This is a genomic window from Selenomonas bovis DSM 23594, from assembly GCF_000381005.1.
Classification (GTDB): domain Bacteria; phylum Bacillota; class Negativicutes; order Selenomonadales; family Selenomonadaceae; genus Selenomonas_C; species Selenomonas_C bovis.
The window spans coordinates 69249-80884 of sequence record NZ_KB908380.1 but is presented as its reverse complement, the minus strand read 5'-3'; the positions used below and the strand labels follow the sequence as shown (position 1 = coordinate 80884).

Below are 11636 nucleotides of genomic sequence, written 5' to 3'. Positions count from 1 at the left end.
CGGGAGGGAAGCTGTGGATTGTTTGTACAGGGATGTTTTCATAGAGAGGATGTTGCGGTTTTGCGCGCAAAGATTATTTCCATTACCTGCCTGCTCGGCGCGGTGACGGCGACGGCGTTCGCTGCGCCGTCGCTCTCGCAGCCGGGACAGGATATCAAGGGGCAGCTGCCCAAGCCGCAGGCGCAGGTGGAGAAGGCGGCTGAGCCCGCGCCGCAGGCGTCTGAGGTGAAGTTCAAGCTCACGGACGTAGAGATCGACGCCCGTGAGCTCAAGGTCGACGCGGCCGCGCTCGAGGCGATCCTCGCGCCCTGCGTTGGCAGGGAGACGACGCTCACGGAGCTCAACACCGCCCTCGCGCAGGTGACGGCGTATTGCCGCAGACACGGCTATCCGGCGTCTGCCGCCTACCTGCCTGCGCAGGACAGCAAGGATGGCAAGATCACGGTCAAAGTCATCCCCGGCCGCTATGGGGAGATCAAGCTCGACAACCATAGCCGCCTCAAGGACAAGGTGGCGCTGCGGCTCTTGCATGGCCTGCAGCCGGGCAGCATCATCCGTTCGTCGAAACTCGAGACGGTGCTCTACTCCATCTCGGATGTCTCCGGCACGCGCGCCGTCGGCGTGCTCGCGCCGGGGAAGGCGTTCGGCACGAGCGATGTGACGGTGCGCATCGAGGACGGCAAACCGACGAATACCATGCTCTACGCAGAGAACTACGGCGCGAAATCCTCGGGCCGCTACCGTTACGGCCTGCAGCATACTGTCTACGATGTCAGCGGCAAGGGCGGGCGTCTCAGCCTCGGCACGCTGATTTCCAACAGCCACATGCATAACTATTACGCGAACTATGAGCTGCCCGTTGGCCGCGGCGGTTCGACGCTCGGCCTCGGCGTCAGCCAGATGGACTACAAGCTCGGCGGCGCGATGCGCGATTGGGGTGCGAACGGCAAGGCGGATACCGTGAGCCTGTTCGGCAGTTATCCGTTCTACCATCTGCACGACGGCGCGCTGAAGCTCACCTACGGCATCGATTATCGCCGCCTGAAAGATGATCTCGACAAGTTCCAGGGCGTCGCGGACAGCAAGAAGCACGCCGCGAGCGCCCATGTTGGCATCGAGGGCTCGGCGCAGATGCCGAAGACGGCGCTTTCCTATGATGCGACGCTCACGGCGGGTCATCTGACGCTCGACAGCGAGTTCTCGCGGCTCAAGGATGCGACGGCACGCACGGCAGGTACGTATACGAAGCTCTCCGTCGACGGCACGGCCGTGCGCAGTCTCGGCCACCGCACGGATGTGCTCTTCAAGGCGTCCGGGCAGCTGGCGAGCCGCAACCTCGATGGCTCGGAGCAGATGTACCTCGGCGGTGCCAACGCCGTGCGTGCTTATCCGCAGGGCGAGGGCTCGGGCGATGTCGGCCTGCTCGGCACGGCGGAGGTGCGCTATTATACCGATGTGCCGGGGCTCGTCCTGAGCACGTATCTCGATGCGGGCCACGTGCGCCTCTCCCATGATGGCACGGGCGGTAGCGAGACGCTCAAGGGCTGGGGCCTCGCCGCGAACTACACGCGCCCCGGCGATTGGTTCGCCCGCCTCGACTACGCGCGCCGCATCGGCGACTCGAAATACCTCAGCGAGGACGCCAAGAGCAAGGGCCGCGTCTGGTTCCTGCTCGGCAAGATCTGGTAAGGCGGACGCAGAGAATCCATACGATGCAGAAACTGTCGCAGCGTGCGGCAGTTTTTTCTTGTGCTTGGTGCGTTTCTTTTTGGAGCGTGCGGATTGGAACCAGACGAAGACGTAGGAGGCGCTCAAGATCTACATCGACCTCGACGAGGGCGGCGTGCGCGGCGCCATCGTGCGCATGATGGCGGGCGGCAGGGAAAAGATTGACACGACGCAGTTGACAATAACTGAAAGGTATGATATGATAACCTCGTTCGATGAACATGACAATCGCATATGAGGAATCAGGTGTCGCAAGACTTAATAGAAAAGCCGGTCAAAGGCCGGCGCGGTCCCGCCACTGTATCAGGGAGCGACGCTGCAGGAATGTCACTGAGGATGGAAAAGCATCCTACGGGAAGGCGCAGCGGAGCGGAGATCTGGAGCCAGGAGAACTGCCTGATTGACAATCACCGTTGAGGGGATGCCGATGCTGCGCGATATGTGCCGCTCGTATTTCCTTGGACCTGCGAGCGATGGGGATGGGGATTCCGCTGTGTTACAGACAGTCTGGCTCAGACCAGATGAGAGATAGAACTGGATGTATCATAAAGGAAGACGCCCATTCTCCGCTGCGGAGGGGGCGTCTTTTCGTCTATGCGGGGGGCTGTCGGATGCTTGCTGCGTGCAGCCGTCTGACAGCTGGCCACATATCCGGTGATGGAGCCTGACGAAAGGTTTTCCCGGCGGCTTCAGCTCCGCTGGGGAAAGTTTGCTCATATATTTCATTCAGTTCTATGTTGTGCATCCCGCAGGGATGATGTACCGACCTTCGGGCCGGTCTTTTTTTGTCTCGATGAAAGATAAAATAAAATAATTATTAATTACGAAATATTACTATTGACAAGCAAAGAGAAATGAAGTAAGATAAAGCCATCAAAAGAAAAGAAACAGCGGGCGGCAGGCAGCCGCCTTGGATACAGGGAACTGCGGTAACGCGGAAGCTCTGGGAAAGGGGTATGCATCATGTTTGAGAGTGCAAAGAATTGGATCCATATCGTCAATGCAGGTTGGAGCAGCTGGAAGGCTGTGGCAGCTGAACGTCTTGCGACGCCGGGCTTCACGGGCGAGGCGCCGTTTGCGACGGCGGCAGCGCTGCGCATCGCGACGCCGGGATTCACCGGCACAGTCGAGGGTGCTGAGGTACCGGAGCGCGTCTGGGTGTCGACGCCGGGTTTCACGGGCTACCTCTCGCAGGAGGAGGCAGAGCCCTGCGCAGCGGGCGCTCTCTGCGGTGCAGGTGCCTGAGAGGCTGCTTGCCATCAGGTGCTGTGTCTTGGAATAGAAAAACAGGCGGCTGCTGCCGGCGCTATTATGCGCTTGGCAGCAGCCGCCTTTGCGTGCAGGTCTGTGTTCTGTGGAGGCGAGGGAATGCAGCGACGTCCGGCTGTTCGCTGTCACGCCTTTGTTTTACCCTCGGCTGCCTGCAACGGTTTCGGCTTCCCTTTCCGCAGTGTGAGGCGGTCGAGGTGCGTGCCGCTGGTCGTCCAGGCTTCGAGCGTGAGCGTTCTTTCGTCGCAGCAGATGGTGACATAGCTCGTCTCGTGGTCGTCCGGCGCGGCGACGAGGTCGAAGGAATCCTTGGGGACGGTGTAGTATTCATTTCCCGCGCGCCCGCACATGATGTAGACGGGGCCGTCGGCGCTTCGCTGGAAGTTTTTGATGTGGCCGCGGTTGCGGTAGGCGTGCATGTGTCCTGTGAGCACGAGGTCGATGCCGAGCGTCTCGAAATCTTTCATGAACGTGCGGCCCGCTTCGCTGAAGCCGCCGGACGTGCCGTCAGGCTGCACTTCATCGTAGGCGAGGATATCCTTGTGCATGAGGACGATCTGCCAGGGCCGACGGCCCTGGCTTTTCTGTTTGGCCGCATCCGCGTAGAGGAAGGCGCGCTGGGCAGCGATGAGACCGGGGCGCAGGTGCTCGAGTTCGCCCCATTGCGTGTTGAGCACGAGGAAATGGACGGGGCCGCAGTCGTAGGCGTAGTAATAGCCCTGGAATTCCTGTCGGCCGTTCCCAGGCACGGGAAGGCGGGCGAGATAGCCCTCGGGGAGGGTGTTCTGCCAATTCTCGCCATAGCATTCGTGGTTGCCCATGACGGGGAGGAAAAGTGCATCGGCCGCGTACTTTGCCATGGCCTCGTACCAGCTCTGCCAGTGCCAGTCTGAGGCGCCGTTGTCGACGAGGTCGCCGATGACGGTGAAAGCGTCCGGCGTACCGAATTGGGCAAAAGCCGCGCGTATGGTATCGGCCCAGGCCTCGTAGGATGTGCCGCACTGCGAGTCCGTGAAGACGAGCATGCGCAGCGGCCCCTTGTGGGGGATTCCCGGTGCCTGGCTGCCCGTCGGCAGGCGCAGTGGCAGGGGCCCCGCAGCCGCGGCGCGGACGAGCGGCGCGGGAAGGAGTGCGCCGAGCCCTAGGCCGAGCAGGACGCGGAGGGAGAGACGGAGGAAATGGCGTCGGCTGTACATGTTCATAAAGCACCTCATGTTGCGCGCGACCCGGCCAGGAAAATATCATCGGGCACTTTCTTGACAGTCGGGTGCGGGATGCATTCGGCAGGATTTCGCGCGCAGTTTCTCGAAAGATAACAGGGAGAGAGGAACGCTGATGCCATAGAGAGCCGTAGAGATGAAGTGACAGCGGCACAGCGTTTCCAGAAGGAAAGGAGTGGACGATATGTCAATGCTAGGGGGATGTGTCTTTCCACATCCGCCGCTCATCATGCCGGAGGTTGGCCGTGGTGAGGAGCGGCGGATCCAGGCGACAGTCGATGCCTGCCGCGAGGCGGCGGCCTGGGTGGTGCGTCAGGCGCCGGATGTCGTCGTCGTGACGAGCCCGCACGCCACGCTTTATGCGGATTATTTCCATATCTCGCCCGGCGCGGCGGCGGCCGGTGATTTCGCCTCGTTCGGCGCGCCGGAGCTGTGCGTTCGCGCGCGCTATGATGAGGCGTTCGTGCGGGACCTTTCGCGCCGCGCGCAGGCGGCGGGGCTGCCGGCGGGGACGCTCGGGGAGCGGTCGCCGGTGCTCGATCATGGGACGATGATACCGCTGCGCTTCCTGCAGGAGGCAGGATACCGTGGCCCCATCGTGCGTATCGGCCTCTCGGGCCAACCGCTCCAGGCGCATTATGCGCTCGGCAGGCTCATCGCGCAGACGGCGGCGCTCCTCGGACGGCGGCTCGTCTTTGTCGCGAGCGGCGATCTCTCACATAAGCTCAAGGCATCGGGGCCGTATGGGTTCGCCGCAGCGGGGCCGGAGTTCGACGCACGCATGCAGGCGTGTTTCCGCGCAGGGGATTTTCCTGCGCTCCTCCTGACGCCGCCGGAGCTGGCGCAGGAGGCGGCGGAGTGCGGCCTGCGGTCGTTCGCCATCCTCGCGGGGGCGCTCGACCGGCAGGCGGTCAGGGCGCGGTTGCTCTCCTACGAGGGGCCGTTCGGCGTCGGCTACGGCGTCGCGGTCTTCGAGGCTGCGGGCCGGGATGAGCGGCGCGATTGCGGCGAGCAGGCAGCGGCGGCGGAGCGGGAGCGGCTGCGGGCGGTCCGGGCAGCGGAAGACGCGTATGTGCGGCTCGCGCGCTATGCGCTCGAGACGTTCGTACGCACGCAGGTGCGCGCCGCCGTACCACAGGAGGTGCCGGAAGCGCTGCGTGCCGCGCGCGCGGGCGCTTTTGTCTCGCTGAAGCGCGACGGAGAGCTGCGCGGCTGCATCGGCACGATCCTGCCGGCGCGCGCGAGCCTCGCGGAGGAAATCATCGGCAATGCCATCGCGGCTGGCACGGAGGATCCGCGTTTCCCAGCGGTGACGGAGGCGGAGCTGCCGTCTCTCGTCTACGATGTCGATGTGCTCACGCGGCCGGAGCCCATTGCCTCGGAGGACGCGCTCGATGTGAAACGCTACGGCGTCATCGTGGAGAGCGGCACGCGGCGCGGCCTGCTGCTGCCGGATCTCGCGGGTGTCTCGACGGTGGAGGAGCAGGTCACCATCGCGCGGCGCAAGGGGAACATCGCGCCGCACGAGCCGGTGCAACTCTACCGGTTCGAGGTCGTGCGCCATGTCTGAGCAGGGAGCGGTGGCCGTCTGTTCCATCTGCCCGCATCACTGCCGTCTGCGTGAGGGGGAGGTCGGCCGCTGCCGTGCGCGCGCCGCGGCGGGCGGTCATGTGCATGCAGTGAATTACGGGCGCGTGACGTCTCTCGCGCTCGATCCGATCGAGAAGAAGCCGCTCTATCATTTCCATCCGGGGAGTTGCATCCTCTCCGTGGGGAGTTATGGCTGCAATCTCGCCTGTCCTTTCTGTCAGAATCACGAGATTTCTCAGGCGGGGGCGCGAGAGACCAGCTCCGTCACGCTGCCGCCCGCGCGCCTGCTCGCGCTCGCGCAGGAGAGCCACGTGCGGGGGAGCATCGGCGTGGCGTTCACCTACAATGAGCCGCTCGTCGGTTATGAATATGTCCTCGACGCCGCGCGGCTGCTGCAAGCGGCGGGGCTTGCCGTCGTGCTCGTGACGAACGGGCAGATCGAGGTGGCGCCGCTTTTACGTCTGCTGCCGTTCGTCGATGCGATGAATATCGATCTCAAGGGGTTTACGCAGAGCTATTACGCCTGGCTCGGCGGCGACCTTGAGACGACGAAGCGTACCATCGCCTGCGCGGTGGCGGCGGGCGTCCATGTCGAGGTCACGACGCTCGTCGTGCCGGGGAAGAATGACGCAGCGGAGGAGATGGCGGCGGAGGCCGCGTTCCTCGCCGCGCTTTCCACAGATCTGCCGCTCCATCTCACGCGGTATTTCCCGCGCTATCGGCTCGGCCTGCCGCCGACCTCGCGTGCGACGCTCGAGCGCCTGCGCGAGGTGGCGCGACAGTCGCTGCGCTTCGTGCATCTCGGCAATGTGTGACGGCTCAGTGTTCCTGGCCGGGCACCTGCGCCTCCGCGCGTTTCGCCGCGCGCCGCTCATACCACCAGGCGCCGACGATGAGCAGGACTGCGAGTATGATGACGATGATGAGGCGCGTCGGATCCTCCTGGTGCATGATGGTGTCATGGCCGATGATGGCCTCGATGCCCGTTGAAGGGAATTTGCCGACGAAGGAGGAGATCACGTAGTCGCGCAGGCTCATTGCGGAGAGCGCGCCGAGCGCGTTCAGCAGCACGCTCGGGAAATACGGCACCATGCGCGCGATGAGCATGACGACGAAGCCGCGCTTGCCGCTGTATTTGTCGATGCTGGCGAGCGTCTTGTGCTTCGCGATGGTGCGCTCCGCCGCGTCGCGGAAGAAGAAGCGCAGCAGCAAAAAGCTCACGGTGACACCGACGGTCTCGGCGACGACGGAGAGGAAGATGCCCCAGAAAATGCCGAAGATCAGCGTGTTCGCCGTCGAGAAGATGATGGCGGGCGGGAAGCCGAGCGCGTTGACGAAGAGCGTGAGCAGGAAGCTGAAGAGCACGGCCCAGGAGCCGAACGACTTGATGTAGAGCGCCGTCTCCTGGATGTCGCCGCGCGCGAGGAGCCCCGCGAGATGAGGCAGGAACGCAGGATTCGCGAGATGGATGATGAGGAAGAGGGCGGCGATGGCGAGCGCCGCCGCCGCCTTGACCATCCCCATGGATTTTTTTTGCCGGAGGTGCAATGAACATCGATCCTTTCAAGGAAACGCTGATTAAATGAGGTGCCCTGAATTTGCGTAGATGCGCTGTATCTCTCTAGGAGACAAACCGGAGGCGTAGCAGAGCTACGCTGAGGATTTGTCGACGACGAGAGGACAGTGCAGATGCGCAAAGGCAGGGTGCCGAATTAATCAGTGTTTCCTCAAGTGTTTGTTCCATTATATCATTTTTGGCATGGAGAATACATGAATTGTGTGGTAAAATAAAATAGATATGTTGTCATCAAGATGGGAGTCGAGGGCGTGAGGAGATTTGCTATCCGGCGGCGCGGCCGCCAGCAGCGGGCAGTGCTCTCAGGCGCGCTCGCCGCGCTGCCCGCAGGGCTCATGGCGGCGCTTGCCGCGGAGCTCGCGGCGGAGGCGGGGGCGTATTTCCCCGCGGTCTATGCGCTCACGTTGGCGCTCTGCCTCGCGGGGACGGCGCTTCTGGCGCGCCGCGGCCTGCCGCTGGTGCTCGCGCCGGATCTCGGCACGGCCTGCTGGCTCATCTATCTCATCGTGATCTCACACGGGGTGACGCTGCCGCTGCTCTACGCGTGTCTCGCGGCGGCGGCGGCGCTCGTCTGGCTTCTCCTGCGGTGCGGGGCGGCGGGGCGCGCGCTCTCGGCATTCCCGCCGTGCCTGCGCGCGGCGCTGCCGCTCTCTCTCGGCCTCCTGCTCTTCCTCTGGGGCGCGGAGCAGGGACGGCTCCTGCTCGCCTCGCCGCTGCATCTCGTCATGCTCGGCGATTTCGCCGATCCGCTTGCGTATTTCACGCTGCTCGGATTGCTCGCGCTGCTCGGCCTGCGGGCGCTGCGGCTGCCGCCGCTCGCCGCGGTGCTCGGCGCGTTCCTCGTGACGGCGCTGCTTTCGCTTGCGGAGGGGTTCTGGATCGTGCCGCCCGCGCCGTTTTATCTGCCGGAGGGTCTCGATCGTGCGGCGGGGCTCTTCCTGCGCGCGGGAGAGGGAGAGGCGGCGCTTGCGGGCGCGGCCGCGGCGTTTCCCTGGCTCGTCGCCGTGCTTCTGCTCACGTCGTGGGGGACGATCGCGGCGCTCTTTCCGCGCCTTGGCAGAGGGGATGGCGCTGCCTCTGGCGGTGTGTCCGCAGCATCAGAGAAGGCAGGGCTGCGCGGCGTCCTTGCCGCCCTGGCGGCGGTGAATGTGCTCGCGGCGCTCGCAGGTGTCCTGCCGCTCATGGCATCGCGCCTGTCCGCGCTCGCAGGCAGGGAGGGGGCGCGCCGTCCGCGCGCGTTTGCCTGCGGTGCCTGCGCGATCTTCGCGCTGCTGCTCTTCGCCGCGCCGCTCGCGCGGGAGCTCGTCTCGTTCCCCGCGGCGCTGGCGCTGCTTGCGCTCGCGGCGGGTCTCTCACTGCTGCGGCGCTCGCGCCTGCCGCGTCTGCGCCTGGTAGAGGAGCGTGCGGCAGTGCTCTCACTCGTCCTCATCGTGCCGCTCACCTATGACATCGCGCTCGGCCTCTCGTTGTCGCTCATCGCGTATGTGCTGCTGCGCCAGCTGGCGCGCCGCCCTGTGCCGTTTGCCACGCGCGGGCTCGCCGCTCTTTTCGTGCTGCTCGCTGTTTTCGCCGCCTGGATTTTTTGAGGAATCACTGATTGTTTGGAATACGGATCAAAGGAGAGATTGCTTTATGAAGTTTCTTGCGTTGTCTTCTCGGACGTTCCTGCTGACTGCGCTCACGGGTGCATTTGTATTTTCGCTTCCCTCTGGAGGGATGGTGTCCGCATCGCATCGCTTGCAGACACCTGAGCCGCAGGTGGAAACGAAAGTGGAAATGCCGCGGGTGGAAGAGAAGCTGGAAATGCCGCGGGAGGGACGCGAAGTGCGCAGGCCTTCCGGCGTGCAGCGGGAAATCCGGCCGGCTTCTGAGGGATCGACGCGCGTCGTGCCGCGCTCCCTGCGCGAGCGTGTGCAGGAGATCCTCGCGCCTGCGCCGCAGCCGGATCCGCAGGCGTTGCCGCTGACGCCGTTCCCGGTGCCCAAGACGGTCTCCAATTATGACGACTCCATCATCGGCACGCCGCTCGCGAGTCAGGAACAGTGCGTGCGCTACCTGCTCCGCTACAATCCGACGCCGGATATCTCCGTGACACCGCAGCAGCTCGTTTCCTATTATTATCAGGAAGGGGAGCGCGAGGGCATCCGGCCTGACGTCGCGTTCGCGCAGGCGCTCAAGGAGACGGGGTTCTTCCGCTACGGCGGCACAGTGACGCCGGATCAGAACAACTACTGTGGGCTCGGCACGACGAGCACGACGGTGAAGGGCGCGTATTTCGCGAGCTCCGAGCTCGGCGTGCGCGCGCATATCCAGCACCTGCTCGCCTACGCCTCGACGCGCCAGCCGCTCGAGCCGGTCGTCGATCCGCGCTACGACCTCGTGCGCTCCGTCTACGGAGAGAGCACGCTCACGCGCTGGGAGGATCTCAACGGCCGCTGGGCCGTGCCGGGGACGACCTACGGGCAGAGCATCCTCTCGATGTTCCGCGCGATCCTGAATGAGTGATGTACGCTGCGCCTCCGGCGGGGGCGGCAGATGATGATAGAAGACAGTGACAGCGGAGCTGCCGGTGCATGCGGCGGTTCCGACTGACAAGAGATATGAAAGGGATGAAAGTCGAAAGATGATTACTACGAACAACCTGAGCCTCCAGTTCGGCAAGCGTGTGCTCTACAAGGATGTCAACCTCAAGTTCACGCCGGGCAACTGCTACGGCATCATCGGCGCGAACGGCGCCGGCAAGTCCACGTTCTTGCGCCTGCTCTCCGGCGAGCTCGAGCCGACGGGCGGCATGGTGGAGGTCACGCCGGGCGAGCGCCTCGCGGTTCTCAAGCAGGATCACTACGCGTTCGACCAGTATCAGGTGCTGCGCACGGTCATGATGGGCTATCCGCGCCTCGTCGAGGTCATGGATGAGAAGGACGCGCTCTACGCGAAGCCGGATTTCTCCGAGGAGGACGGCATGAAGGCCTCGGAGCTCGAGGCGGAGTTCGCGGAGATGAACGGCTGGGACGCGGAGTCTGACGCCGCGCGCCTCCTCAACGGCCTCGGCATCACGGAGGACAAGCACGAGCTCATGATGTCCGAGCTCACGGCCAAGGAAAAGGTGCGCGTGCTGCTCGCGCAGGCGCTCTTCGGCAACCCCGACATCCTGCTGCTCGACGAGCCGACGAACCATCTCGACGTGGCGTCCATCAACTGGCTCGAGGACTTCCTCGCGGACTTCCCGAACACGGTCATCGTCGTCTCGCATGACCGCCATTTCCTCAACCAAGTCTGCACCTACATCTGCGACGTAGACTATGGCGAGATCAAGCTCTACGCGGGCAACTATGATTTCTGGTATCAGTCGAGCCAGCTCGCGCTGCAGCTGCAGAAGGAGCAGAACAAGAAGGCCGAGGAGAAGATCAAGGAGCTGCAGACCTTCATCGCGCGCTTCGCCGCGAACGCCGCGAAGTCCAAGCAGGCGACGAGCCGCAAGAAGCTCCTCGAGAAGATCAAGGTCGAGGACATCAAGCCCTCCTCGCGCCGCTATCCCTACATCGCGTTCACGCCGGACCGCGAGGCGGGCGACCAGCTCCTGCAGGTGGAAGGCATCTCGAAGACCGTCGACGGCGAGCAGGTGCTGAAGAACGTGAGCTTCACCCTGAGGAAAGGCGACAAGGTCGCATTCGTCGGTCCGAACACGCTCGGCAAGACGATGCTCTTCAAGATCCTCATGGGCGAGGAGGAGCCGGACGAGGGTTCGTTCAAATGGGGCGTCACGACGACGCAGGCCTACCTGCCGTCTGATAACAGCAGCTATTTCGACGGCGTGGAGCTCAACCTCGTCGACTGGCTGCGCCAGTACTCGAAGGACCCGGACGAGACGTTCGTGCGCGGCTTCCTCGGGCGCATGCTCTTTTCCGGCGAGGAGAGCCAGAAGCAGGCGAACGTCCTATCAGGCGGCGAGCGCGTGCGCTGCATGCTCTCGCGCATGATGCTCTCAGGCGCGAACGTGCTGCTACTCGACGAGCCGACGAACCACCTCGACCTCGAGTCCATCACGGCGCTCAACAACGGGCTCATCGCGTTCAAGGGCACGGCGCTCTTCGCCTCGCATGACCATGAGTTCGTGCAGACTATCGCGAACCGCATCATCGACATCACGCCGGATGGCGTGGTCGACCGCGTGACGACGTACGATGATTTCCTCGCGAACGAGACCGTGCAGCAGCAGATCGCGGAGAAATACAAAAAAGCGTGAGGTGACG

General features: G+C 63.9%; 9 protein-coding genes and 1 riboswitch. Of the genes, 7 read left to right on the top strand and 2 right to left on the bottom strand.

Going from position 1 to position 11636, the window contains the following annotated elements; translation table 11 throughout:
- Window positions 1-60: 60 nt before the first annotated feature.
- Window positions 61-1689, top strand: coding sequence for a ShlB/FhaC/HecB family hemolysin secretion/activation protein (locus F599_RS0102100; RefSeq protein WP_019541876.1), 1629 nt, complete (start codon window positions 61-63; stop codon window positions 1687-1689).
- A 266-nt stretch (window positions 1690-1955) separates the two neighbouring features.
- A riboswitch (cobalamin riboswitch) is annotated at window positions 1956-2142 on the top strand.
- Window positions 2143-2691: 549 nt separating this feature from the next.
- The gene (locus F599_RS0102095) at window positions 2692-2973 is read left to right on the top strand and encodes a hypothetical protein (RefSeq protein WP_019541875.1); all 282 of its coding nucleotides are present in this window, start codon (window positions 2692-2694) and stop codon (window positions 2971-2973) included.
- Window positions 2974-3122: 149 nt separating this feature from the next.
- On the opposite strand, the gene F599_RS13400 is transcribed toward F599_RS0102095, so the two are convergent.
- Window positions 3123-4199 carry a metallophosphoesterase gene (locus tag F599_RS13400; protein ID WP_019541874.1) on the bottom strand — a complete coding sequence of 359 codons (1077 nt, stop codon included), beginning with the start codon at window positions 4197-4199 and terminating at the stop codon, window positions 3123-3125.
- A gap of 202 nt (window positions 4200-4401) precedes the next feature.
- Between F599_RS13400 and amrA the strand changes: the two genes are divergently transcribed.
- Together amrA and amrS are read left to right on the top strand one after the other, a co-directional pair.
- Entirely contained in the window at window positions 4402-5787 is a 1386-nt protein-coding gene (amrA, locus tag F599_RS0102085; protein WP_020700452.1) for an AmmeMemoRadiSam system protein A, read from the top strand.
- Window positions 5780-6622: an AmmeMemoRadiSam system radical SAM enzyme gene (gene amrS / locus F599_RS0102080; protein ID WP_019541872.1), complete on the top strand. Its 843-nt coding sequence runs from the start codon at window positions 5780-5782 to the stop codon at window positions 6620-6622. Before amrA ends, amrS begins: the two co-directional genes overlap by 8 nt.
- Window positions 6623-6626: 4 nt before the next feature.
- On the opposite strand, the gene F599_RS13395 is transcribed toward amrS, so the two are convergent.
- Window positions 6627-7325 (bottom strand): TVP38/TMEM64 family protein, encoded by a 699-nt coding sequence (locus F599_RS13395; protein ID WP_019541871.1) that lies wholly within the window; start codon window positions 7323-7325, stop codon window positions 6627-6629.
- Window positions 7326-7634: 309 nt separating this feature from the next.
- On the opposite strand from F599_RS13395, the gene F599_RS13390 reads away from it, so the two are divergent.
- From F599_RS13390 to F599_RS0102060, 3 genes are all read left to right on the top strand, one after another.
- A complete protein-coding gene (locus F599_RS13390) occupies window positions 7635-8969 on the top strand; it encodes a hypothetical protein (RefSeq protein WP_019541870.1) in 1335 nt (444 codons plus the stop codon).
- Window positions 8970-9159: 190 nt separating this feature from the next.
- Window positions 9160-9888 carry a glucosaminidase domain-containing protein gene (locus F599_RS15040; RefSeq protein ID WP_020700449.1) on the top strand — a complete coding sequence of 243 codons (729 nt, stop codon included), beginning with the start codon at window positions 9160-9162 and terminating at the stop codon, window positions 9886-9888.
- Window positions 9889-10006: 118 nt separating this feature from the next.
- A complete protein-coding gene (locus tag F599_RS0102060) occupies window positions 10007-11629 on the top strand; it encodes an ABC-F family ATP-binding cassette domain-containing protein (protein ID WP_019541868.1) in 1623 nt (540 codons plus the stop codon).
- Window positions 11630-11636 lie beyond the last annotated feature (7 nt).